Raw genomic sequence first — 24092 nt, 5'->3', positions numbered from 1 at the left:
CCCTTGAGCTTCACAAAATAACCCAATTCTGAAATTGGATCATTCATTGCCCAAGGGATTCTCCAGTTCTCTAACCTTGCATGGTATTCTTTTTATAATTTAGCTCTGTTAAAGGGACTTTGTTGATTATAAGCGAAATTTGCGATACTCCTAACGGGAAAAGCTCGCGGATCAGAACAATAATAAGAACTAACACAGCTTATAACTTAATACACATCATCTCTTCAGCTTTTTCGACCTTACATCTAATATTCAGTCGTGAGAGCTCATCATCATACGGTTCTCCATCGCTAAGATGAACCAATATCACTCTGCCAATGGAATCAAGATTATAGTAATCAACGATTTCTGGTAAGCTGGTATGGTTAGGATCGATTTCTTTAGCGGATGTCGTTTCATGAATCAACACATCGATATATTCATATGCCTGGATGTGTGAATTTACCTCACTGTCTCCTGAATAAACGATTGTTTTTCCAGCAGATTTTATTTCTAATCCGATGGTAGGAACAGAATGAAGTGCTGGAAAACAGGAAATAAGCAAATTTTCACCCGTGATCATCTCTTCAACATGATCACCATTGAAGGTATTCACATGGATCGGAAAATCTATCCCCCAATCATCGACAGCCATCGTGTCCAACCACTGGTTGAGCTTCTCCTCATTCCTATCATCACAATAGATCGACAATGGCTTCTGTCGTCCTTCAAGCCACATTCCCCATAATAGGGAAGGGAGCCCATAGATATGGTCGATATGAAAATGTGTGAATATGACAGAATCAAGCTCTTCCAAACCGATATTTATCTCTTTCAACTTTCTGCAAGGATTGCCACTAACATCAATCAACACCTGGTAATTCTTATTAGAAAGGCAAAGGGAGGTATTATCCCGTCCTTTGCCAGGATAGGCACTCCCGGTACCTAGAAAATGAATCTCCATTTAAACACCACCTATTTGATTCCAGAGTGCATGAAACTGGACACGAATTGCTTTTGGAAGATGAAAAACGCAATCAATAAAGGTAAGATGACCATGACTGTCCCGGCAGTCACCATCCCCCATTGAGCTCCTGTTTCATAGGATTGCGCGAATTTAGCTAATCCTACGGTCAATGGACGGTTTTCATCAGAGTTTGTAATAATTAACGGCCACATGAAGTTGCTCCAATGATGGCTGACAGAAACCAGTGCGAAGGCAATATAGGTTGGTTTAGCGGATGGGACATAAACATGCCATAACGTTTGCCACCATTTGCATCCATCGATTTTTGAAGCCTCGTCCAGATCGAATGGGACCTGTTTGAAGGTTTGTCTTAATAAAAACACACCAAAGGCTGAAGCCCAGTATGGGAGCATCACAGCTAGTTTCGAATCGACCAATCCTAATTGACTCATAACTTGATAGTTTGGAAACAACAAAATTTCCGGCTGAATCATCAATTGGAGCAAGAATAAGATGAACAACACATTTTTTCCTCTGAAATTCACTCGCGCAAATGCATAAGCGGCAAGGGTGATTGTAAATATCTGAACAATCAAGATGCCAAATACAATTACGAACGTATTGAAATAATATGTCAGGAAAGGAGCAGCATTCCACGCATCTATGTAGTTCTGGATAGTAGGATTGGATACCCAGAGTGGGAAGGAGCTGCCTATCACTTCTTTACTCGTGGAAAATGAGGTTATGAAAACCCATAACAATGGAATGAAGAATACGATGCCTAAAATGATGATGATTGAATAATTTATTCTTTTATACAATGGAAGCCCTCCTCCCTCAGTAATGGATTTTCTTATCCAGGAATAAATAATTGAAAGCAGTTACGCCTAAAAGAACGATAATCAATACCACGGTCAAGACAGCGGCCTTTCCAAGATCCCAATTCGTAAAGGCGACCTCGTAAATATGGTAGAGTAATAAATTACTAGCATTATCGGGCCCGCCTTTGGTCATGATGTAGAGATGGTCTACGTTTTTGAACGCATTTGTGATCGCCACGATCATGACAAACAGTGTTGTCGGCATCAGTAAAGGAAAGGTGATATGCCGGAAAATTTGAAATGGCTTTGCTCCTTCAATCATGGCTGCTTCATAAACATCTTTCGGCAAATTTTGCAAACCAGCTAAATAAAAAATCATAAAGAACCCGGTATCTTTCCATATGATCATGATGATCATCGCTATCATTACTGTACTTTGGCTTCCTAACCAGTTGGATCCATCCGCGCCAAAGGCATTCAAGAATTTTTCCAATAAGCCGTATTGGGGAGTGTAGATGAACAGCCAGATATTCGCCACGGCGATAAGCGGAATTACGGTAGGGTAAAAGAATGACGTTCTCAGCAAGGCACTGCCGGCCATCTTTTTATTCAGCCAAATCGCTAAATACATGGCCAGGAATAAACTTGTTGGAACGGTACCGATCACGAAGATGATGTTGTTCAACATGACCTTCCTGAAAATATCATCCGTGAAAACCTCTTTATATTGCTCGAGACCAGAGTATTGAAGACGTGTCATCGGACCGCTGTAAAAGCTTAAATGTATCGATTTAAGCGTTGGATAAAAGGTGAACAATGATAGGAAGATAAATGATGGGAACAAAAGTAAATAGGCGAACATATTCTGCTTGAAGCTGAAACTGAGTTTTCTCCTGGGCGCATTTTGTTTGATAGCCATCGGTTTACCTATTGGTGCATATTGTTTGTTAGCCATTAGATCCTCTGAAACCTCCAATCTTTAGTGAAGAGAAGCCCAAATTAACATTACTCTTAATCTGAGCTCCCCTTAATTTCTATTCTAGTCCTGGAAAGGTTCCAAAACTTTTTCTGCTTCTTGTTGAGCTTTTTCCATACCTTCATCAACACTGCTTTTTCCTGTCAGGATCGACTGTATGGCATCGTTGAAAATTTTCTGCACTTCACCGTTCTGATAAGTCGCTAATTCACTATCCGCATACTCAAGCTGTTCACGTGCAATGATCGCCTGAGGGAACTCCTCAACATATTCTTTCAATTTATCAGTCTCGTAAGCTGATTCCCTTGTAGCTACATAACCCGTGTCGATGGACCATTGGGCTACACGTTCAGGGTCAGTCAAAAATTTCATGAACTTGATAGCTGCCTCTTTATTTTCTTCCGGTAGGTCCTTGAACAAATAGATGTTTCCTCCGCCAGTTGGAGACCCGTACTGGTTATTGGCCGGTAAGTATGCCACACCGAAATCGAATTCTGCATTTTGTTTGACATTGGTCAAGTTACCAGTAGTGTGGTACATCATAGCTGTTCTTCCGCTTAAGAAGTCAGATGGGACGGTCGCCCATTCTATCGTACCTTCAGGCATGACCTTATGCTTTTTACTTAAATCAAGGTAGAATTGCATTGCTTCTTTAGCATGGGGTGCATCAAAATAGGTTTCTTTTCCGTCTTCAGACATGATATTACTTTCTGTCTGTAAGGCGAGTGCCTGGAACATCCAATATTGATATCCGGTACTCGGAATTTCGAGACCCCATTGATCCTTTCCGCCATTAACAGTCAACTTTTTACTGTATTCAACTAGTTCATCCCATGTTTCAGGTGGAGCTTCGGGGTCAAGACCAGCTTCTTCAAAAGCATCCTTATTGTAATAAAGGACGATGGTGCTTCTCTGGAATGGTAGACTCCAAACCTGGTCACCGATCTTCGAGTTGGCCATAAAAGCATCATAGAAATCATTGAAATATTCTTCGTCAAACTGAGGTGTCATTTCTTCAATCACATCATTTTCAAGCAGTGTAAATAAATCGATTGAAAACAATACAGCTAACTCAGGGGGATTTCCTCCTTGTACGGAAGCCATAACCTGTGTCATCGTCTCGGCATAACTACCACCGTATCTCGGATTGACTTTGATATCAGGATTCTCCTTTTCAAAGTCGGCAACTAAACCATCGACAATCTTGGCTACATCACCTCCGACAGCAACAGGGAACCAAAAATCTATCTCTGTAACTTCATCCTGTGATCCTCCACTGCTGCAAGCTACCAGAACAATGAGCAATGCAGTGAATAATGACAAAAATTTGACCCTCATTCATACTCCTCCTTTAAATGCTTTTATAATTTAGTCTTAGTTGTTGATTTACAAGTCGAAATTCCCGACACTCCTGCGGGACAAGCGTGAGGAGGTTTGCGGAAGTAGTTAATGCAGCGAAGTGATGTCTAGCTCAGCGGCCGATCCCTTGGATCACTTCAGACCTCCTGTGGCGGTGACACATAAGCCCACGCAGAACCAAGTCTTTGTTTGGTTCGAGCCTCCTTGTCAGTCTTCCAGTGACCTACGTGACTAAACGGGCCGCTTCCGCTTTTCTTAAATCCGCGGAGAGGGAGGGGATTTCGCGAAAATCAACGAATAAGAATAACAAAGCCATACTTTAAATAAATAAATCCCCATGAACAATAAAAAGTACTACATGAAAGATGTAATACACTTTATTGCTCACAGGGTTCTCCTCATCTCTACCCAAAGACAATAAATGTCCTATTTAATTGTTTGATTATTTATAATAATAAAACAATTAAAGTCTAATGGCAATCATTTTTTGGATTAGCTTCCATAATATATATAACGTTATATAGGCTGTTTTCTAAGCTGGCAGGGGATAAGTGAAAATTTGGGGATCTGGACAATATCCCGGTTTATTTGGACAAAATTCCAGAATATCTGGACAAAACTCAAGTTTTTCTGGACAAGATCCTAAGTTATCTGGACAAAACCTCCGATTATCTTGACAAAGCCAATACAAAAGAAAAGGGGCTGTCCCAAAATTGGGAAGCCCCGTTTTCATCACATTTAAAGAAAGTATAAAATACTTTCTTCAATACAATATAAGCGCAACTAAAGCTCAGCCTGCGCCACAGGCTTGGCTTTGCCAAGTTTTCTTCATAACGACTTCAATGCCTCGACGATATTAGTATCGCCTGAGAGGAATTCGAAGGTTTTACCTTTTGTATTTTCAACATTGAGCGATTCGATCATCACTTTTGCAACATCTTCACGTGAAATGTCACCTGAATAATCGTCAAGTTGTGCTGCTGCTCTGATTTTACCAGTTCCAGCGTCGTAAGATAGTCTGCCTGGTCTTACGATTGTGTAGGTGAGAGAGCTTTCCCTTAAAGCGTCATCTGCTTTTTTCTTGGCCTCAAAGTAATGTTTCATCCCTTCTGAACCATACTCTGGGTTGTCAGCTCCGACTGTACTCAGCATGACGAACCGTTTCACGCCATGTTTTTCAGCGGCTTGCACAAGCTTGATCGCACCTTCCTGGTCAACGGTGATTGTTTTTTCAGGTCCTGTCTTTGAACCAGACCCGGCTGCAAAGAGGATGGCATCGCACCCTTCAACAGCATGCTCCACCTCATCTTCTAAATCAGCTAGTACGGTTTCACTGATGCCGAGCTTCTCCAATTCAGCAGATTGTGTAATATCACGAATCATCGCTACAGCTTGATGGTCGTTACTTCCACCTAACATCCTAAGTATATGACGGCCTGTACCGCCGTTTGCTCCAACTACAAGTACTTTCATCCTATCAAAACTCCTTTCAGTGAAAACATAATTATTATTTACCACAAAACACAGGAATATAAACGGTTCGATACGAGGCATAGCGGTATACTAGAAGTAAAGACTTATGTTATATACAATTATAGGTAGAAAAGTGAATGGGGTGAGTTTATTGAAAGTAACTGTTGTCGGCTGCTGGGGTGGTTTTCCTAAAGCGGGTGAAGCAACTTCAGGGTATTTGGTACAGGAAGGTGGATTCAATTTATTGGTCGATTGTGGAAGTGGCGTCCTTTCGAAAGTTCAGTCTTATATAAATGTAGAAGATCTGGATGCAGTCGTCATTTCCCATTATCATGCGGATCATATTGCAGATATCGGCCCATTGCAATTCGCAAGGCTTGTCAAATCACATACTGGAACAACACTGCCTGAACTCCCGATTTACGGCCATCGTTTTAATGAAACTGAATTCAATAGACTCGCATACAAAACGTTTACTGCTTCAAAGGAATATAACCCGGCGCTGCCGATTTCAGTGGGTCCTTTTAAAATCACCTTCTTACAAACGAAGCATGCTGTTCCATGTTATGCGATGAGGATTGAAGGGATGAGTCACACGATTGGTTATACTGCTGACTCAAGTTTTCAAGAATCCTTCTTTCCTTTTTTCCGAGGAGTGGATCTTTTACTATGTGAATCCAATCTTTATAAGGGGATGGACGGGACGAGTGTAGGACATATGACGAGTGATGAGGCTGGTCAAATCGCCCGTGAATCGATTGTCGGGAAATTGATTTTGACCCACCTGCCTCATTTCGGTGAAATCAATCAGCTTATTCCAGAAGCACAGGAACAGTTCAATGGAGAGGTCGTTTTAGCGGAAGAAGGGTTTGTCTGGGAAGGTGAATAGGTCAAATACGGCGAGTTGGGCATTCGTTTCACTTTAATAGCTAGATATTAAGTAAATATGGGAGGACAAGCATGTTACGATTTATCGATAATGAAAATATTACCGATCCGAGGATCAACCTCGCGATTGAGGAATACGCACTGAAACATCTGGGAATCAACGATACATACCTCTTGTTCTATATCAATGAACCTTCGATCATCATCGGAAAGAACCAGAATACGGTGGAAGAAATCAATTCAGAGTATGTCCGTGAAAACGGAATCCATGTTGTCCGCAGGCTTTCCGGTGGAGGGGCAGTTTATCATGATCATGGGAATTTGAACTTCAGCTTCATTACAAAGGATGACGGAAACAGCTTCCATGATTTTAAAAAGTTTACCGAACCAGTGATCAAAGCTCTTCATAAACTTGGCGTTCCGGCGGAGTTAAGCGGGCGCAATGATATCCTCGTCGAGGGCAAGAAGATTTCAGGGAATGCGCAATTTTCAACGAAAGGCCGGATGTTCAGCCATGGAACACTTATGTTCGATTCACAGATCGAGAATGTCGTTTCTGCTTTAAATGTGAATATGGATAAAATCAAATCGAAGGGAATTAAATCGATCCGCAGCCGTGTCACCAATATTAGTGACCATCTTAATCAAGACATGACGACCGAGCAATTCAAAGAAACATTGTTGCGTTATCTGTTTGAGGGGGAAGAAGAAATTCCACAATATCGTCTGAATGAAGAGGATTGGAAAGTCATCCGTGAGATTTCAGCAGATCGATATCAGAATTGGGACTGGAATTATGGTAAATCCCCTAAATTCAATGTGAAGCATTCTCATCGTTTCGAGGGAGCAGGCCAGCTGGATGTCCGCCTGGACGTGGTGAAGAACACGATTCAAGCCTGTAAAATTTATGGCGATTTCTTTGGTGTCGGGGATGTTGAAGATATCGAAAATCGTCTCATTGGTGTCCGATACGACTACGCTGAAACTGAAAAAGCGTTAGCTGACCTTGATATCAGTCATTACTTAGGTAAAATAACCCGGGAGCAGTTTTTGGACTTGATCCATTAGAATCTTCAAGAATAAGCATCTACTTCGGTAGGTGCTTTTTTCTTTGAAAAAAACTTTTTATTTTAATTAATTGATTCCTGCGAAATTCACTCCCTTTCCGCGGGCTAATGAAAAGAGGAACGACCCGGTTAGGCACGTAGGTCACTGGAAAACTGACGAGGAGGCTGTCGCCGCCGCAGGAAGTTTGAAGTGATCCAAGTGACTGGTCGCTGAGCTGGACATCACTTCTTTGCATTTACCTACTTCCGCAAGCCTCCTCACTCGTTCCTCGTTGCGGGGTCTCGCCTGGCTCGCTTTTCCCGCAGGAGTGTCGCGAATTTCGCTTAAGAAATGTTCTATTCAATAAAAACGCATTAGAAAAAATTAGGCACATCATTCTTCTGGGTGAATATCATGAGATTGTGAGAAAGGAGATGATGAATGATGTCAGAACATCATTATGATGAATCAATCCGAGACGACGAACGGGCGAAACACATGTACGATAAATGCAAGCAATATAAGTACTACCATGTGCTTGTTGAAACGAAGGACGGTAAAAAATTCGACGCAATCCTCATGGGTGTAAAAAAGGATAAGGTTGAACTCCTCGTCCCCGAAATGATGGAGCCGGAGTCTTATGATCGTAATGACATGAGGCAGCCGAGGTTCAGAAGATTCGGCGGTCTGTTGCTTCCGCTAGCCGGGTTAGCGGCACTCTCACTGATTCCGTACTTCCGTCCGTATCCATATCCGTATCCATATCCATATCCTTATTTTTAAGGAAAACCCTCCCTTTTTGAAGAAAGGGAGTTTTTTTTATGACAATTAGCGGGGAAATCAGCTCAAACTCGAAAGAAATCAGTGTAAAACAGAGATATATCGATGCGTATCCGAAATAACTCGTGAATTCGATAAGAAGGCTATTGTCTGAAAATTGACACAAGAAAACGCTTTCTTTATACTATTTTTATATACCGCATATATTATGTGTCGAGATTTTTTCGTTATATATAAGGAGGGGTAATATGATTTACAATGTTGAAAAAGAAACGATGAATACGCAAGACAAAGAAAAACTACAGCTTGAGAGGCTGCAAAAAACCGTCCAGGTTGTCTATGAAAACGTTCCTTTTTACAAAGAAAAGTTTGCTGAGAATAACATTACACCAGAGCAGATTAGAAGTCTTGAAGATTTAAAGAAGCTGCCTTTTACTAAGAAACAGGATCTGCGTGACCACTATCCATTCGGCCTTTTTGCAGTCAATCAGAAAGACATGGTCCGTGTGCATGCATCCTCTGGGACAAGCGGGAAACCGACTGTCGTAGGATATACAAAAGGGGATATCGAGGTCTGGAGCGAGGTCGTAGCTCGTGCGATCGCTGCTGCTGGCGGAGAACCTGGTAATGTATTGCATAATGCATATGGCTATGGACTGTTCACAGGTGGCTTAGGACTCCATTACGGATCCGAACAGCTTGGAATGGTGACGGTTCCGATTTCAGGAGGGAACACCGCGCGTCAGATCTTATTGATCCAAGATTTCCAGCCTCAAGTCATTTGCGGAACACCCTCTTACGTACTCAACATAGCGGAAACGATGGAAAAGATGGGGAAGGACCCCAGGCAGACAAGCCTGAAGTACGGCATTTTCGGTGCAGAGCCGTGGTCTGAAGAAATGCGTCAGACACTTGAAAAGAAGTTAGATATCAAAGCGATTGATATATATGGACTCAGTGAAATCATGGGACCTGGAGTATCGATCGAGTGCCATGAAGCACAAGACGGGTTACATATTGCAGACGATCATTTCTATGTCGAGGTAATCGATCCAGAGACACTTGAACCGGTGAAAGATGAGGAATATGGTGAGCTTGTCTTTACGAGTCTGACAAAGGAAGCTTTTCCGATCATCCGTTATCGTACAGGTGATATTGCGGCGATCGATCGTACGACATGTAAATGCGGCAGAACTTCTGTCCGGATGTCGAGGGTGAAAGGCCGTATTGATGATATGCTGATCATCCGTGGCGTGAACGTCTTTCCTTCTGAAATCGAAAACTGCCTATTGCAGGTTGAAGAACTTGTTCCGCATTATCAAATTTTATTGAAGAAAAAAGGGACGATGGATCTGATCGAACTTCAGGTCGAAGTCAATGAATCGACGTTAAAGAAATGTGGCGGTGACATGAAGCACCTTGATATGGATGAGCTGAAAAGAAGGATCGAGTACCAGATCAAATCGAATTGTCTCGTCTCCATTCACGTACAGATCATGGAGCCGAATTCAATTCCACGCTCTGAAGGAAAGGCAGTCAGAATCGTAGATCTTAGAGAAGAGAAAGTATTGCAGAAGAAGTAAATCAAATAAAAGCATTGAATTAATTATGACGATATTCTATAATGACGTTAAATAAACGTAATACATGGAAGGTGATAATAGATGACTATCGAGAAATCATTCGATCAGTTGACAGAAGATGAGAAGTACGAACACTTCCTGAACCGGATTGACGCTGGTGAGAAGATCGAACCTAACGATTGGATGCCTGATGACTACCGTCAATCTTTGATTCGTTTGATTTCCATGCATGGAATCAGCGAAATTATGGGAGCGCTTCCAGAAAAAGAATGGGTCCCGAAAGCGCCGTCTCTACACCGTAAATTGGCGATCATGGCGAAGGTGCAGGATGAGATGGGGCATGGCCAGCTGTTGCTTCGTGTAGCGGAAGATTTAATGGAACCACTTGACATGAACCGTGAAGACATTATGCAAAACTTGTTTTCAGGCAAATTGAAGTTTCATAATGTGTTTCATATGAAAGCGCCTACATGGGGAGACGCTGGAATTATCGCATGGTTGGTTGATGGAGCAGCCATCATTTCACAAAGCATGATGCTGAACTCTTCTTATGGGCCATATGCAAGAGCATTGAAACGGATCTGTGCTGAGGAAGTATTCCATGCGCAGCACGGTGAAAGCATCATCATGGCGCTGGCAGAGGGGACGCCGGAACAACGCGAATTGCTTCAAGATGCTCTTAACCGCTGGTGGAGTGCACTACTCATGTTTTTCGGACCGAAGAGCAAAGAAAATGCAACAACTTCTCACGTTGATAAGAACATCCGATACAAAATCCGTGAAAAGACGAATGAAGAGCTGCGACAAGAGTTCTTTACGAAATATGTACCTAGAATATGGTCTCTCGGTCTGACGATTCCGGATGAGACGATCCATTTTGATGAAGAGCAAGGAATGTGGGTTTATCAGGATCCTGATTGGAGCGAATTCAAAAAAATCGTGACTGGTAACGGACCACAATCAAAAGAGAGACTTGAACTTCGTAAAACTTCTTACGATAACAATGCCTGGGTGCGCGAGGCTTTAAATCCAACATCGAAGGCAGTATAGACGGACGAGGAGGGGAAACCATTGAGCCAAGAAAAAGACGGTTTTTATAGTGTGTATGAAGTATTCAGTAAAAAAACAGATAAAAGCCCACTACAACATCAATTCAGTCTTTTAGCTCCTAATGAAGAAATGGCCTTGATCATGGCAAGGGAAAACTTCTTCCGCCGTGAGCCTGTAGCTGACATCTGGGTTGCAAAGAGAGATAACATCCGTACAATGACCCAGGAAGAACGTGAAATGTTGAAGCGACTGAATAATAAAGAATACCGCGAAACGAAAGGTTACGGTTATTTGAAGAAAAAATGGCGTAAATATCAACAGGAACAATTCACGGAACAAAGTTTACTTAGTAACAGCAAGGGAGGAAAAGAGTGATGGCACAGGATAAAGCACTAGTGGAACTGCTCTATTCCTTAGCAGATGATGATTTCATCTTAGCGTATCGCGGTTCAGAATGGCTCGGGCTTGCACCACACATAGAAGAAGATGTCGCCTATTCATCAATCAACCAGGACATGATGGGGCACGCGGTGAAGTTTTACAGTCTACTTGAAGAATTAGGTGAGGGGAAAGCGGATGAACTCTCCCATTTGAGAACACCTGATAAATTCAGAAATGCAATACTTTTAGAAGAGAAGAACGGCGAAGGTACGTACCTTGAACAGCCGAAATTCGACTGGGCTTTCGCGGTTGTACGGAACTATTTCTATTCCGTCCATAAAAAGATCCGCATGCAATCTTTGAAACAATCAAGCTATGAACCTCTTACAAATGCTGCATCAAAAGCACTGATCGAGCTTCAATATCACTTGATGCACTGGGAAACCTGGTTCAAGCAATTGATGACGAGTACAGATGAAGCGAAAAAGCGTATGACAGCAGCGATTGAAAGATGCTGGAACGAAATGGACGGTGTCCTTACGCTAGGACCTTTTGCTGAAGAAATGGTAAGCAAAGGATACATCGCTAGTGAAGAGGAAATGCGCAGCAAATGGCTTGCACATATGGAAAAGACATTTGAACAAGTCGGTGTACCATTGCCTGGTGCACTTGGCATGACAAAAGGAAACGGCCGCCAGGGAGAACATACAGAAGACCTTGCTCAAGCGTTATCTACACTGTCTGAGGTTTATGAGACGAATCCGAAAGTGGCTTGGTAACACATCATACGGATTGTCATAGAACGTGACGGTTTTAGATCGTATTGTTTTGATATTTTTCAAACGAAATCAATTCACTACGAAACAACTAAATTTCAACCTGAGAGGAGGGTTACGATGACCGGAATTGAATCTAAACAATTGGTGGACACGATTATTGACGTGCTCCAAGGTGTTACAGACCCTGAAATCGACTCTGTCAGTATTTTGGACCTCGGAATGGTGGAAGGTGTCGAGGTGGAAGGGTCTCAGGCAAAAGTAGGTGTGCTCCCTACATTCACGGGTTGCCCGGCACTCGACATTATCCAACGGGATATCAGCAATGCCATCATCGTGGTGGAGGGGATAACTGAGGTTGAAGTCAACTTTTTATCCAAACCGATCTGGACGACGGACCGGATCACAGACCAGGGGAAAGAACAACTGAAAGAATTCGGAATATCGCCTCCTCCGGCAAATCACACACCAGGAGCACCATGGGAAATCCCATGCCCGTATTGCGGCTCGGTATACACGACAATGGAAAATCTTTTTGGACCGACCGCGTGCCGCTGCATTCTCTATTGCAGAAGCTGCAAAAATCCATTTGAAGCAATGAAACCCGTTGCCAACATAGGCGACGAATAAGAAAGGGTGTTTATATAATGGTAAAATTGATCGCGCTTTACAAGAATCCTGAAAACAAAGAAGAATTTGACGAGCACTATTTCAACACACATTCACCAATTACAGCTAAGATACCCGGACTTCGTAAAATGGAAGTGACGAAAATCGTTGGATCTCCGATGGGAGCTAGTGATTATCACCTCCTTTGTGAAATGTACTATGATGACCACGATGCATTGAAAGCAGCAATGAAAACAGACGAAGCTAAGGCTTCAGGAAAGGACCTCATGGGATTTGCTGGTGACTTGGTGACACTGATGATTGGTGAGGAAGTCGACGGTGAGTAATAAGGAGACCATTCAAACCTGGACCGAAGATGGCGTTGGTGTCATTCAACTGAACCGTCCAAAAGTATTGAATGCCTTGAACCGAAAAATGGTTACAGAAATCCTTCAAACGATGGAGGAGTGGGATCGTGATGACAGCGTGTCGGTAATGATTGTTACCGGAAACGCGAAAGTCTTTGCCGCGGGAGCGGATATTGCTGAAATGGCGGAGGATGATGCGATTTCGCTGGAACTCCTCAACCAATTTGCAGAATGGGATCGGTTAGCCTGGGTCAAAAAACCGATCATAGCTACTGTAAACGGCTATTGTCTTGGCGGGGCATTCGAACTTGCCTTAAGCTGTGACTTGATCGTCGCAGGTGAGAATGCGCAATTCGGATTCCCTGAAGTAAACCTTGGGGTAATGCCAGGCGCAGGCGGGACCGTACGACTTACGAAATTGATGGGGCGGGCAAAAGCACTTGAGTGGTTATGGCTAGGCGAATATATGACTGCAAAATATGCGAATGAAAATGGTGTTGTCAATCGTGTGGTAGCACCCGAGCTCGTTTTTGAAGAAGCGATGAAATTAGCACGTAAAATCGCAAAACAAGCGCCATTGTCGGTAAGGATGATAAAAGAAGCTGTCAACAAGTCTGTCGATCACTCTGTTTATGAGGCGATGCAATATGAGCGTAAAAACTTCTACATGCTATTCTCTTCTGAGGACCAGAAGGAAGGGATGAAGGCTTTTGTTGAAAAACGAGAACCACAATTCAAAGGAAAGTAAGGAGCGGTTTAGGTATGTATGAAACGATCGAATACGTTACAGAAAACAATGTCGCTTGGCTTCGACTGAACCGCCCAGATAAATTCAATGCTTTTACAGAACAGATGAATATAGAGATAACAAAAGCGTTGAAGCAAGCAGAAAAAGATAGTGAAGTGCGTTGCCTCGTGATTACAGGAAACGGGAAGGCATTTTGCTCAGGGGAAGACCTGGCGGGGGTCAAACAAGATACGGATCACGCTGAAATATTACGTAAACGCTACAATCCAATGGTTGAAAAACTGGCGAACTTCGAGAAACCGGTCATTGCTGCTGTCAATGGTGTCGCAGCAGGAGCCGGGATGAGCCTCGCGCTCGCTTGCGATTTCCGACTTATATCTGAGAAAGCAAGTTTCATAGAGGCCTTCATAAACGTAGGTCTTGTACCGGATTCAGGCAACCTTTTTTACCTTCCTAGATTGATAGGCCATGCAAAAGCGCTTGAACTTGCAGTAATGGGAGAAAAGGTTTCTGCGGAAGACGCTAAGGACTTGGGATTAGCAACAAGAGTCATTTCGCTTGATCGTTGGGAAGAAGAGGTTTCAGCATTTGCAGAAAACCTTGCACAAAAACCGACGAAAGCAATCGGCTTGATCAAAAGATATTTGAGGAAGAGCTGGGATGCAGATCTCAGTGAAATGCTTGAAAACGAAGCGTATGCCCAGCGTACAGCAGGACAGACAGAAGACCACGCTGAAGGCGTGCAAGCTTTCATAGAGAAAAGAAAGCCCGTATTCAAAGGCTGCTAATAGTAAAACAGAAGCGCCCGCGAAGAAAACTAGTGCTGGGCGAGTCATCAGATCGAGACAAATACTCAACTACAATTAAAGGAGTGACTGATCAATGAGTACTACTAAAGAACAGCAACAAGTCGCAACAGAAATGAAGCGTGAAGCATACAAGATGATCATAAATGGACAACAAGTTGATAGCGTTTCTGGAGAAACATTCACTACTTACAATCCTGCAACTGGTGAAGCCCTAGCAAAAGTGGCGAAAGCTGGTACTGAGGATGTCGATAAAGCGGTTGAAGCAGCTCGTACTGCATTCGACTATGGAAAATGGCCGAAATATCCGGTTGGAAAGCGTGCTCGTGTATTGAACAAAATTGCTTCAATCATGCGCAGTCGTTTCGATGAATTGGTTGAGCTCGAGGTATTGAACAGTGGTAAATCATTAACGGCTGCTCAAGGACAAGTCATGCAAGCCGTTGAAAACTTTGAATTCTATGCAGGTGCAATCGTTGGCCACCGCGGACATGTGAACAACATGCCAGGACCTTTTACAAATACAGAAACGAAAGAACCACTCGGTGTCTGTGCACAAATCATCCCGTGGAACTATCCGATGATGATGGCTTCATGGAAGGTAGCACCTGCAATTGCTGCAGGTAACTCGATCGTATTGAAGCCTGCAAGCTTGACACCTCTTACTGCAATCATCTTAACGGAAATCTGTCATGAAGCAGGTGTTCCGGAAGGTGTTGTCAATATCGTCACTGGACCTGGTTCTACAGTTGGAAATCATTTGGTTGAACACCCAGATGTCGATAAAGTAGCTTTCACAGGTGAAACGGGTACAGGAAAAGACATCATGGCAAAAGCTTCTGAAACGTTGAAGCGCGTAACATTAGAGCTTGGTGGTAAGTCACCGAACATCGTATTTGAAGATGCGAACATGGATGCAGCTGTAGACGGCTCTCTATTCGGAATCTTCTATAACACAGGACAATCATGTGAAGCACGTTCTCGTCTTTTTGTCCACGAAAACGTCTATGATGAGTTCATGGAAAAGTTTGTTGAAAAAACGAAGAAGCTTACACTCGGCAATCCGCTAGATCAAGGAACTCATGTCGGCTCGATCATCAGTGAAAGCCAGGTAGAAGTGATCGATGGTTATGTAAAAGAAGCTGAAAAACAAGGTGCGAAAGTCCTTGTAGGTGGAGGCCGTGCGAAGGTTGAAGGTTTCGAAAATGGTCACTGGTATTTGCCGACTGTCATCACGAATGTGACGAATGATATGAAGATTGCACAAGAAGAGATCTTCGGACCAGTTGTCGTCGTCATGAAGTATAGCGATGAAAAAGAAGTCTTGAAGCTTGCAAACGATACAGTATTCGGTCTTGCGGCTGCAATCTGGACCACGGATCACGCGCGTGCGAACCGTGTAGCTACTAAGTTGAAGGCTGGTACGGTCATGGTCAACTCTCCGTTCTCAGCATTCCCTGGAACGCCGTTCGGTGGTTACAAGCAATCTGGATTTGGAAGAGAGCTTTGTATCGAAACGCTTGATTTGTATACTGAGACAAAGAGTGTCATCTCTTATGTCGGTGGCAAGCCGTTGAATCCGTTCGGAGTGTAACCTTAATGAACTAATGGGGGCGAGCACCTTTTCAGGCTGCTCGCCTTCAGCTTTAAGGGACATGAAACTCCCTCAAGTCATTTCTGGACAAAACTTCAAACTATCTGGACATAATCCTGGATTTTCTGGACATAATCTTGGATTTTCTGTACAAAAATCCAGTTTATCTGGACAAACACATGGATTTTCTGGACAAATAGGCAAAACATACCCATTTTACAAGGGAGTGGAAGAGAGACATGATCAAACATATTACCGTCATCGGATCCGGCGTCATGGGCAGGGGAATCGCTTATGTAGCTGCTGTCGGCGGATATAAGACAACTCTGGTTGATATTTCAGAAAAAGCGTTAGAGAGTGCGAAGACCGAAATCAATACGATTTTCGCAAAAGGTGTTCAACGAAACAAGTTGAGTGAAGAAGCCGCGCACGAAGGCATGGAACGGATGTCATACTCATCCGACCTCGAAGGCACTGTAGCCAATTCCGATATGGTGATCGAGGCGGTTCCAGAAAACATCGATATCAAGCGGAATGTGTTCAAGACGATCGACCAGCATGCACCTGAGCATTGTTATTTCGCCACGAACACATCCACGATGAGTCCGACTGAGATCGCCTCTTATACAAATCGGCCTGGAAAAGTCATCGCGATGCATTTCTTCAACCCGGTTCATAAAATGCCTTTGATTGAAATCATCAAAGGGCTCGATACTGCAGAGGATACGGTTAAAGTTGCGAATGAAGTCGCTGTCAAAATGGGGAAAGAAACGGTCACCGTCAATGAATTCCCAGGCTTTGTAACGAGCCGGATCAGTGCGCTTGTCGGAAACGAAGCCTTCTATATGCTTCAAGAAGGTGTCGGTTCTCCTGAAGAAATCGACAAGGCGATCAAGCTCGGACTCAACTATCCGATGGGTCCGTTTGAACTCGGCGATCTCGTCGGATTAGATACACGGCTTAATAATTTGAAATACTTACATGAAACATTAGGGGAAAAATATCGACCATGTCCGCTGCTTGTAAAATATGTGAAAGCTGGGCGTATTGGTAGAAAAGCAGGTGTTGGTGTCTATGATTACCGTGAGCAAGGAGGTTCTGAATAATGCGTGAAGTCGTCATTGTTGATGCAGTGAGAACACCGATCGGACGCTATAAAGGTGCATTGAAAAATATCCGTCCGGATGATCTCGGAAGCATCGTGATCAAATCCTTGCTTGAGCGTAACCCGGACATGCCGAAGGATCAGATCGAAGAAGTCGTTTTCGGAAATGCAAACGGGGCTGGAGAAGAAAACCGTAACGTTGCCAGAATGTCAGCCTTACTCGCCGATCTTCCAATTGAAGTTGGCGGGACAACAATCAACCGCTTATGCGGATCAGGATTGGATGCAGTCAGTTATGCGGCACGTGCAATCATGGCTGATGAAGGAGATATCTTCATCGCAGGTGGAACTGAAAGCATGACACGTGCTCCGTTTGTAATGGGAAAACCCGATGTGGAATTCCCGCGTGGAAACCGTGAAATGTTCGATACGACAATCGGCTGGAGATTCGTGAACCCGGTTTTAGAAGAAAAATACGGAATAGACAGCATGCCTGAAACAGCTGAAAATGTGGCAAAAGACTATAACATTGGCCGTGAAGAACAAGACCAATTCGCTTATGAAAGCCAGATGAAAGCAAAACGCGCGATGGAAGAAGGACGATTGAAGGATGAAATCGTACCTGTCGTCTATAAAGACCGGAGAGGGAACGAAATCGTAGTCGATACTGATGAGCATCCACGTCCGAACAGTTCACTGGAAAAGCTTTCAACATTGAAGCCACTTTTCAAGGATGGAACGATCACGGCAGGAAACGCCTCTGGAATCAATGATGGCGCTTCAGCTTTATTGCTCATGAGTAAAGAAAAGGCTGATGAACTTGGCCTTAAGCCGTTAGCAAAATACATTACATCGGCGACTGCCGGGGTTGAGCCCCGTGTAATGGGACTTGGACCGATCCACGCATCTCGTAAAGCGTTGAAACGTGCAGGATTGTCATCCAGCGACCTTGGTCTGGTCGAATTGAACGAAGCATTTGCTTCTCAATCATTGGAGTGTATCCGCCAGCTTGAATTGTCTCCATCCCGTGTCAATGTTAATGGGGGAGCGATTGCTTACGGGCATCCTCTAGGTGCAAGTGGCGCGCGGATTTTAACGACATTGGTCCATGAAATGCGTAAGCAGAACACACGTTACGGCCTTGCGACGATGTGCATCGGAGTCGGCCAAGGAATCGCTGCTATTGTCGAAGGTTACGATTACTAATTTTAGATGGAGGAATCAGAATGTCATTGATCTTATACGAAGTAAAAAATCATATTGCCTATGTGACACTGAACCGACCTGATGTGTTGAATTGCTTCAACTACGATACATTGAAAAAATTAGGCGAAGTCGTCGAAGAGATCCATCATAATCCTGAAGCACGTGTCGTCATTTTTACCGGAGCGGGCGAGAAGGCATTCAGTGCTGGAGCTGATCTGAAAGAGCGTAAGAACCTCACTGAAAATGAAGTGCGCCGTAACGTCACGAAAATCAGAGACGTTTTTACCGCAGTCGATAAGCTGCCACAGCCTACAATCGCAGCGATGAACGGCTATGCCTTCGGTGGAGGTTTCGAGCTTGCGTTGGCATGTGACTTCCGGATTGCGGTCGATACGAAAATGGGCTTGACGGAGCTCGGATGGGCGATCATCCCTGGTGCTGGTGGTACCCAGCGTCTGCCGCGCCTGATTGGACAGGCTAAAGCGATGGAGTTGATCCTGACTGCGAAAAAGCTGTCTTCAGATGAAGCGATGCAATATGGAATCGTAAATGAAGTGGTTTCTTCTGAAAAATTGATTGAAACTGCTGAACAATGGGCAGAAAGAATGCTGAAGAATGGTCCGATTGCCTTGAAACAAGCAAAATATGCTATCAAGCAAGGCATGAACGTTGACTTGGAGACAGGACTCAATCTTGAAGCAAAAGCGTATGAAGTGACGATTCCGACGAAGGATCGTGTTGAAGCACTTGTCGCTTTTGGGGAAAAACGTCCGCCGCAGTTTAAAGGAGAATGACGATATAAAGACTGTCCATCCTTTTTACGGCATATTTAAGTGTAGTAATGTTTTACTACTGGTAAAGGAATAGGGAAACTACGACTGCATCTGAGTTAAGGCTTGATTTCGCCGGGTTTTCCTATTAATATTGTGGGTAATTTGAAAGATTGAATCGGAAAAGGATGAACACGATGCAAAACAGTCTGAACACACGGTCAATGATTTTTACGTTATACGGAGATTACATCCGTCACTACGGAAACGATATATGGATTGGCAGTTTGATCCGCTTGTTGAAGGAATTTGGACATAATGAACAATCGGTCCGTGCTGCGATATCCAGAATGAACAAACAAGGGTGGGTTACCGCTGAACGTAAAGGGAACAAAAGCTATTACCGATTGACGGAACAAGGCGTCGAAAGGATTGAAGAAGCGGCGAACCGGATTTTCAAGCTTCAACCTGAAACATGGGATGGGAAGTGGAGAATGTTCACTTACACGATTCCAGAGGATAAGAGAAGCATCCGCGATGAGCTGCGGAAAGAACTAGTTTGGAGTGGTTTCGGCCTGTTATCCAACAGCTTCTGGATTTCACCGAATCAACAAGAAAAACAGGTGAACCAGATGATTGAAAAGTATGACATACGTGATTATGTCCATTTCTTCCTATCTGAACATAAAGGTCCTCATAAAAGTGAGAAACTCGTGGAAGAATGCTGGGATTTGAACGAAATCAACATGAAGTACGAGGATTTTATCAAAACCTACAGCCAGAAATATGTCATCGATAAAAGCAAGATTGAAAAAGGGGAGAAGTCGGACGGAGAATGTTTTGTGGAGCGAACGAAGCTTGTCCACGAATACCGGAAATTCCTGTTTATCGATCCAGGATTGCCGCAAGAGCTGTTACCGAAAAAATGGCTCGGGGATTATGCTGCAAGCCTTTTCAGTGACTACTACAAGGCTTTGGCACAGCCTGCAAGCCGTTTCTTTGAGGATGTTTTCAGGGAAGGAAACGAAATGAAAAACCGCGACAAGAAATATGATGCGTTAAACCACCCGCTGATCATCGAATCGAATAATTAAAGGTCTTACAAAACACTTAGCGGACACCAGAGACCTTATTTGTAAACAATACACCCATATTTGGAGTTTAGCGGACACCAGAGACCTTATTTGGTAGAAATCATTAAAAATCAGGCGCTTTTGCCACAAATAAGGTACCATATGTCCTCTAATCCTTACCAACACCTCTTTTTGTCATAAATAGCGGCTGAGGTGTCCGCTACATTATAGACGGATTAGACCAATGGAAAAGGGGTTGTCCAAAATATGGATCAGCCCCTTTCTAAAGCAACCTACGTGTTGTACTGGCTCAATCTACGCCAAGTTTTCTTTACACCTCATGGTTTAAGTGCAACTAAGGCTCAATCTACGCCAAGGTTTGATTTCGCCAAGTTTTCTTTAAACTCTTTGGCTTTTTGTTCATAGGTGTCAATCGTCAATTTGATCAGTTCAAGGTCTTTATCATTCAGTTCTCGGACGACTTTTCCTGGCGATCCCATCACCATTGTGCGAGGTGGAATCTTTTTACCAGGTGGGACCAATGTGTTTGCCCCGATAAAGGCAGATTCACCGATTTCGGCGCCATCCAGGATTGTCGCGCCCATCCCGACCAGCGCACCTTTACGAATCGTACACCCATGGAGGATGACATTATGCCCGATCGACACTTCATCTTCAAGAATGAGTGGGAACTCTTCGTATAAGTGTAGTGTACAGTTGTCCTGGACGTTACAGCGGTCACCGATTCGGATTGGTGCTTCATCACCACGGACCACCGTATTGAACCAGACACTTGAATTTTTACCAATCGTAACATCACCAATGATATGTACACCTGGTGCGATAAAAACGGATTCGTCCACTAGAGGACTTTGACCGTTGTATGGATATAACATAAAAAAACCTCCTTGAAAGCGTTTCCTAGATTATATCATAGATGGAAAAACAGAAGGCGCCTTGTAAACTAGAGGTAGTTGAGTGATTCACCCGGTGTTTTGCACGATTAAATCGCTTTATGGAATGGTGTAAAGATAGATGCTGAAACCTATTTCCAAAAACAACAACCTATGTGAAAACAGCCAATCGTAAAGTTGCACGATCTAAAACAATTTGTGCACGAGAAAGCCGATTAACCGCAATTCAACAATTACTTTCAACAGAAAGGATCATCAATATGAACCCGTTATACCAATTACTCAAAATCAAATACCCTATTATCCAAGGGGGGATGGGGAACGTTTCAAATGCACCTTTGACGGCTGCAATTTCTGAAGCTGGAGGTTTGGGAACAATCGGGATCGGTACCTTTCAACCTGATGAAATCGAAGATCTTATCAAACGTACAAAAGAACTTACGGACAAACCGTTTGCAGTGAATATTCCACTGAATGTTTCTCCATCTGTGAATGAAGCGGCGGTGCTCATGTTACAATACAAAGTGCCTGTTGTCGTGTTATCTGCAGGAAACCCCGCACCGTTCATCCCTAAGTTTAAAGAACGCGGAGTGAGAGTAATTTGTGTGGTCGCTTCAGTCAAACATGCACGAAAGGCAGAAGAAGCAGGCGCAGACATCATCGTTGCGGAAGGTTATGAAGCAGCCGGAATCAATGCAACTGAGGAATCGACGACAATGACCCTCATCCCGCAAGTGGCGGATGCGGTTGATATCCCTGTCGTTGCTGCTGGTGGTATTGGAGATGGACGTGGACTAGCGGCTGCCCTGGCACTTGGTGCGTCCGGGGTTCAGATGGGCACGCGATTTATTGCAACACAAGAGGGTGTTTTCCATGAGAACTATAAGCAAAAACTGATTGAAGCCGGTGATACAGAGACGACGATTGTCGGCAGAAGCTATGGGAAAATCCGCCGCCTGATGAAGACGCCTTATGCTAAACAGCTATTGGAAGAGGAAGCGAATGGAGCGGACCTTCAATCGTTCGTGGCGAAGACGACAGAAGAGTTCCACCGTAAAGGAGCGGTTGAAGGGGATTTAGAAGAAGGATTCATCAATTCGGGGCAAATCGCTGGATTAATCCGTGACATACCGACAGTTTCAGAGTTACTGGAGCGTATGATGTCAGAGTTGAAAAAAACGTTGGGCACGTTAGATGAAAAGTATTGAGAAGTTAGTTGGTTTAATCCTTCAAAGCTTTGACGCTGTAAAATTTTTATAGTTGTCTTATTTACAAATATTTGTTACGAATAGATATTAAAGATATAAAACTAATAGATAGTTCTGGAGGTACTTATGGCGCAGCAAGAACAATGGGCATCAAAACTTACATTCATTTTAGCAGCAGCAGGTTCGGCTATCGGACTGGGCGCGATCTGGAAGTTTCCATACGTCGCTGGTAATAGTGGTGGGGGGGCATTCTTCCTTGTATTCCTGCTATTCACTTTACTAGTAGGTCTACCGTTATTATTAGCTGAATTCGTTATTGGACGCAGTACACAAAAAGAAGCCATTTCAGCTTACCGAACCATAGCACCAGGGTGGGAATTCATCGGCCGTATTGGTGTATTCAGTGCATTCATTCTATTATCCTTCTATAGTGTAATTGGTGGTTGGATTCTATTATATTTCGGTGCAAGCATAACCGGGTACATTTCTGGTGTCAGTGACTATGAACAGTTATTTGGAACAATCATCTCCAATCCGTGGACAGCTGTAGGCTCTCAGCTTGCCTTCATCCTGTTGACGATTATCGTGGTTGCACGTGGGATTAAGGAAGGAATCGAGAAGGCAAGTAAATGGATGATGCCTGCGTTATTCATCTTGTTCCTCATTTTGATCGGACGCTCGTTGACACTGGATGGAGCGATGGAAGGGGTACGATTTTTTCTTGAGCCGGACTTTAGCAGATTGACATCTGAAGGTGTTCTTTTCGCACTTGGTCAGTCGTTCTTCTCCTTAAGTCTCGGTATATCTGTCATGGTGACGTACAGTTCTTATTTGTCGAAAAATGAAAGCCTGGGAAGGTCTGCAGGTTCGATCGTGGCGATGAACATCTTCATTACGATCCTTTCAGGGCTGGCCATTTTTCCGGCAGTATTCTCATTAGGCTTTGAGCCGACGGCAGGGCCAGGATTGTTGTTCATCGTTTTACCGTCTGTCTTTGCTCAAATGCCGGCAGGAACATTCTTCTTTATTACTTTCCTGGCATTATTCCTGTTCGCAACATTGACTTCAGCGTTCTCGATGCTTGAGATCATCGTTGCGTCTGTAGCGAAAAATTCCCGCCAGCGTCGTTCGAAAGCAGCTTGGTTGATTGGGATTGCTATTTTTGTAGTCGGTGTACCATCAGCACTTTCATATGGTATTCTGGGGAATATCACATTGTTTGATAAAATCATTTTTGACTTGATGGACTACCTTGTAAGTAACATCATGCTTCCGTTAGGGGCATTGTTGATTTCGATCTTTGTACCTTGGAAAATGAAGCGTGAAGTACTTGTGGCGGAATTGACAGATGGCAGTCATACTGGAAAAAGGCTATTGGCACTATGGCTGCTGGTGTTGAAGTATTTCGTACCGCTCGTTATTGTAATCGTATTCATTGATGCACTTGGATTCATTTAAAAGTAGTTTGAGAAGAGCAGCTTACGCAGCTGCTCTTTTTCATATTTTCCGAGGTCAATTTTGTGAAATCCTACGTTTTATTTGTAAATCACTTTGGATTATTTGTAAAACCACAGTTGATATTTGTGAATTACGAGGGTTTATTGGTAGAAC

At 43.5% G+C, this 24092-nt stretch carries 24 protein-coding genes; 18 read left to right on the top strand and 6 right to left on the bottom strand.

Going from position 1 to position 24092, the window contains the following annotated elements; genetic code table 11:
• Positions 1–199 precede the first annotated feature (199 nt).
• From KOL94_RS19035 to KOL94_RS19015, 5 genes are all read right to left on the bottom strand, one after another.
• Positions 200–943 carry an MBL fold metallo-hydrolase gene (locus KOL94_RS19035; protein ID WP_221568226.1) on the bottom strand — a complete coding sequence of 248 codons (744 nt, stop codon included), beginning with the start codon at positions 941–943 and terminating at the stop codon, positions 200–202.
• Positions 944–954: 11 nt separating this feature from the next.
• Positions 955–1767 (bottom strand): carbohydrate ABC transporter permease, encoded by an 813-nt coding sequence (locus tag KOL94_RS19030; RefSeq protein WP_221568225.1) that lies wholly within the window; start codon positions 1765–1767, stop codon positions 955–957.
• A gap of 16 nt (positions 1768–1783) precedes the next feature.
• Positions 1784–2686: a carbohydrate ABC transporter permease gene (locus KOL94_RS19025; RefSeq protein ID WP_221568267.1), complete on the bottom strand. Its 903-nt coding sequence runs from the start codon at positions 2684–2686 to the stop codon at positions 1784–1786.
• Positions 2687–2806: 120 nt separating this feature from the next.
• A complete protein-coding gene (locus KOL94_RS19020; protein WP_221568224.1) occupies positions 2807–4081 on the bottom strand; it encodes an ABC transporter substrate-binding protein in 1275 nt (424 codons plus the stop codon).
• Positions 4082–4930: 849 nt separating this feature from the next.
• Complete coding sequence (locus KOL94_RS19015) at positions 4931–5575, bottom strand: SDR family oxidoreductase (RefSeq protein WP_221568223.1); 645 nt, start codon at positions 5573–5575, stop codon at positions 4931–4933.
• A gap of 151 nt (positions 5576–5726) precedes the next feature.
• On the opposite strand from KOL94_RS19015, the gene KOL94_RS19010 reads away from it, so the two are divergent.
• The 16 genes from KOL94_RS19010 to paaX all read left to right on the top strand — a co-directional run bounded on the left by KOL94_RS19010 (position 5727) and on the right by paaX (position 20380).
• Positions 5727–6464: an MBL fold metallo-hydrolase gene (locus tag KOL94_RS19010; protein WP_221568266.1), complete on the top strand. Its 738-nt coding sequence runs from the start codon at positions 5727–5729 to the stop codon at positions 6462–6464.
• A 71-nt stretch (positions 6465–6535) separates the two neighbouring features.
• Positions 6536–7531: a lipoate--protein ligase gene (lplA, locus tag KOL94_RS19005; protein ID WP_221568222.1), complete on the top strand. Its 996-nt coding sequence runs from the start codon at positions 6536–6538 to the stop codon at positions 7529–7531.
• Positions 7532–7954: 423 nt separating this feature from the next.
• Complete coding sequence (locus tag KOL94_RS19000) at positions 7955–8293, top strand: hypothetical protein (protein ID WP_221568221.1); 339 nt, start codon at positions 7955–7957, stop codon at positions 8291–8293.
• A gap of 245 nt (positions 8294–8538) precedes the next feature.
• On the top strand, positions 8539–9873 hold the full coding sequence (paaK, locus tag KOL94_RS18995) for a phenylacetate--CoA ligase PaaK (protein ID WP_221568220.1): 1335 nt from the start codon (positions 8539–8541) through the stop codon (positions 9871–9873).
• Positions 9874–9954: 81 nt separating this feature from the next.
• Positions 9955–10923, top strand: a complete 969-nt coding sequence (paaA, locus tag KOL94_RS18990; protein ID WP_221568219.1) for a 1,2-phenylacetyl-CoA epoxidase subunit PaaA — start codon at positions 9955–9957, stop codon at positions 10921–10923.
• Positions 10924–10944: 21 nt separating this feature from the next.
• Positions 10945–11298, top strand: coding sequence for a 1,2-phenylacetyl-CoA epoxidase subunit PaaB (paaB, locus tag KOL94_RS18985; RefSeq protein WP_221568218.1), 354 nt, complete (start codon positions 10945–10947; stop codon positions 11296–11298).
• The gene (paaC, locus tag KOL94_RS18980) at positions 11298–12083 is read left to right on the top strand and encodes a 1,2-phenylacetyl-CoA epoxidase subunit PaaC (RefSeq protein ID WP_221568217.1); all 786 of its coding nucleotides are present in this window, start codon (positions 11298–11300) and stop codon (positions 12081–12083) included. The genes paaB and paaC overlap by 1 nt, the downstream gene beginning before the upstream one ends.
• 117 nt (positions 12084–12200) lie before the next feature.
• Positions 12201–12710, top strand: a complete 510-nt coding sequence (paaD, locus tag KOL94_RS18975; protein WP_221568216.1) for a 1,2-phenylacetyl-CoA epoxidase subunit PaaD — start codon at positions 12201–12203, stop codon at positions 12708–12710.
• A 17-nt stretch (positions 12711–12727) separates the two neighbouring features.
• Positions 12728–13036 (top strand): EthD family reductase, encoded by a 309-nt coding sequence (locus tag KOL94_RS18970; RefSeq protein WP_221568215.1) that lies wholly within the window; start codon positions 12728–12730, stop codon positions 13034–13036.
• Positions 13029–13805: an enoyl-CoA hydratase/isomerase family protein gene (locus tag KOL94_RS18965; protein WP_221568214.1), complete on the top strand. Its 777-nt coding sequence runs from the start codon at positions 13029–13031 to the stop codon at positions 13803–13805. Before KOL94_RS18970 ends, KOL94_RS18965 begins: the two co-directional genes overlap by 8 nt.
• A 14-nt stretch (positions 13806–13819) precedes the next feature.
• Entirely contained in the window at positions 13820–14593 is a 774-nt protein-coding gene (locus KOL94_RS18960) for an enoyl-CoA hydratase-related protein (protein ID WP_221568213.1), read from the top strand.
• A gap of 94 nt (positions 14594–14687) precedes the next feature.
• On the top strand, positions 14688–16205 hold the full coding sequence (locus tag KOL94_RS18955; RefSeq protein WP_221568212.1) for an aldehyde dehydrogenase family protein: 1518 nt from the start codon (positions 14688–14690) through the stop codon (positions 16203–16205).
• A gap of 239 nt (positions 16206–16444) precedes the next feature.
• Positions 16445–17311, top strand: coding sequence for a 3-hydroxyacyl-CoA dehydrogenase (locus tag KOL94_RS18950; RefSeq protein ID WP_221568211.1), 867 nt, complete (start codon positions 16445–16447; stop codon positions 17309–17311).
• Positions 17311–18516 (top strand): thiolase family protein, encoded by a 1206-nt coding sequence (locus tag KOL94_RS18945; protein ID WP_221568210.1) that lies wholly within the window; start codon positions 17311–17313, stop codon positions 18514–18516. The genes KOL94_RS18950 and KOL94_RS18945 overlap by 1 nt, the downstream gene beginning before the upstream one ends.
• 20 nt (positions 18517–18536) lie before the next feature.
• Entirely contained in the window at positions 18537–19310 is a 774-nt protein-coding gene (locus tag KOL94_RS18940) for an enoyl-CoA hydratase-related protein (RefSeq protein WP_221568209.1), read from the top strand.
• A gap of 200 nt (positions 19311–19510) precedes the next feature.
• On the top strand, positions 19511–20380 hold the full coding sequence (gene paaX / locus KOL94_RS18935) for a phenylacetic acid degradation operon negative regulatory protein PaaX (protein WP_260412528.1): 870 nt from the start codon (positions 19511–19513) through the stop codon (positions 20378–20380).
• Between the two features lie 341 nt (positions 20381–20721).
• On the opposite strand, the gene KOL94_RS18930 is transcribed toward paaX, so the two are convergent.
• On the bottom strand, positions 20722–21255 hold the full coding sequence (locus tag KOL94_RS18930; RefSeq protein ID WP_221568207.1) for a gamma carbonic anhydrase family protein: 534 nt from the start codon (positions 21253–21255) through the stop codon (positions 20722–20724).
• Between the two features lie 278 nt (positions 21256–21533).
• Here KOL94_RS18930 and KOL94_RS18925 point away from each other — a divergent pair, with 278 nt between their 5' ends.
• Positions 21534–22481 carry an NAD(P)H-dependent flavin oxidoreductase gene (locus tag KOL94_RS18925; protein ID WP_221568265.1) on the top strand — a complete coding sequence of 316 codons (948 nt, stop codon included), beginning with the start codon at positions 21534–21536 and terminating at the stop codon, positions 22479–22481.
• Positions 22482–22607: 126 nt separating this feature from the next.
• On the top strand, positions 22608–23939 hold the full coding sequence (locus tag KOL94_RS18920) for a sodium-dependent transporter (protein ID WP_221568206.1): 1332 nt from the start codon (positions 22608–22610) through the stop codon (positions 23937–23939).
• The last annotated feature ends 153 nt before the right edge of the window (positions 23940–24092 follow it).

The organism is Alkalihalobacillus sp. TS-13, assembly GCF_019720915.1.
In the GTDB taxonomy this organism is placed as follows: Bacteria; Bacillota; Bacilli; order Bacillales; family Fictibacillaceae; genus Pseudalkalibacillus.
Note: the sequence above shows the minus strand (reverse complement) of the source record. Positions and strands in the feature narration are given on the sequence as shown.

Excerpts from the sequence above, each read along its gene's own strand:
- KOL94_RS19035 (WP_221568226.1), bottom strand. The coding sequence starts at position 943 with ATGGAGATTCATTTTCTAGGTACCGGGAGTGCCTATCCTGGCAAAGGA.
- KOL94_RS19025 (WP_221568267.1), bottom strand. The coding sequence starts at position 2,686 with ATGGCTATCAAACAAAATGCGCCCAGGAGAAAACTCAGTTTCAGCTTC.
- KOL94_RS19020 (WP_221568224.1), bottom strand. The coding sequence starts at position 4,081 with ATGAGGGTCAAATTTTTGTCATTATTCACTGCATTGCTCATTGTTCTG.
- KOL94_RS19015 (WP_221568223.1), bottom strand. The coding sequence starts at position 5,575 with ATGAAAGTACTTGTAGTTGGAGCAAACGGCGGTACAGGCCGTCATATA.
- lplA (WP_221568222.1), top strand. The coding sequence starts at position 6,536 with ATGTTACGATTTATCGATAATGAAAATATTACCGATCCGAGGATCAAC.
- KOL94_RS19000 (WP_221568221.1), top strand. The coding sequence starts at position 7,955 with ATGTCAGAACATCATTATGATGAATCAATCCGAGACGACGAACGGGCG.
- paaK (WP_221568220.1), top strand. The coding sequence starts at position 8,539 with ATGATTTACAATGTTGAAAAAGAAACGATGAATACGCAAGACAAAGAA.
- paaA (WP_221568219.1), top strand. The coding sequence starts at position 9,955 with ATGACTATCGAGAAATCATTCGATCAGTTGACAGAAGATGAGAAGTAC.
- paaC (WP_221568217.1), top strand. The coding sequence starts at position 11,298 with ATGGCACAGGATAAAGCACTAGTGGAACTGCTCTATTCCTTAGCAGAT.
- paaD (WP_221568216.1), top strand. The coding sequence starts at position 12,201 with ATGACCGGAATTGAATCTAAACAATTGGTGGACACGATTATTGACGTG.
- KOL94_RS18970 (WP_221568215.1), top strand. The coding sequence starts at position 12,728 with ATGGTAAAATTGATCGCGCTTTACAAGAATCCTGAAAACAAAGAAGAA.
- KOL94_RS18960 (WP_221568213.1), top strand. The coding sequence starts at position 13,820 with ATGTATGAAACGATCGAATACGTTACAGAAAACAATGTCGCTTGGCTT.
- KOL94_RS18955 (WP_221568212.1), top strand. The coding sequence starts at position 14,688 with ATGAGTACTACTAAAGAACAGCAACAAGTCGCAACAGAAATGAAGCGT.
- KOL94_RS18950 (WP_221568211.1), top strand. The coding sequence starts at position 16,445 with ATGATCAAACATATTACCGTCATCGGATCCGGCGTCATGGGCAGGGGA.
- KOL94_RS18945 (WP_221568210.1), top strand. The coding sequence starts at position 17,311 with ATGCGTGAAGTCGTCATTGTTGATGCAGTGAGAACACCGATCGGACGC.
- KOL94_RS18940 (WP_221568209.1), top strand. The coding sequence starts at position 18,537 with ATGTCATTGATCTTATACGAAGTAAAAAATCATATTGCCTATGTGACA.
- paaX (WP_260412528.1), top strand. The coding sequence starts at position 19,511 with ATGATTTTTACGTTATACGGAGATTACATCCGTCACTACGGAAACGAT.
- KOL94_RS18930 (WP_221568207.1), bottom strand. The coding sequence starts at position 21,255 with ATGTTATATCCATACAACGGTCAAAGTCCTCTAGTGGACGAATCCGTT.
- KOL94_RS18925 (WP_221568265.1), top strand. The coding sequence starts at position 21,534 with ATGAACCCGTTATACCAATTACTCAAAATCAAATACCCTATTATCCAA.
- KOL94_RS18920 (WP_221568206.1), top strand. The coding sequence starts at position 22,608 with ATGGCGCAGCAAGAACAATGGGCATCAAAACTTACATTCATTTTAGCA.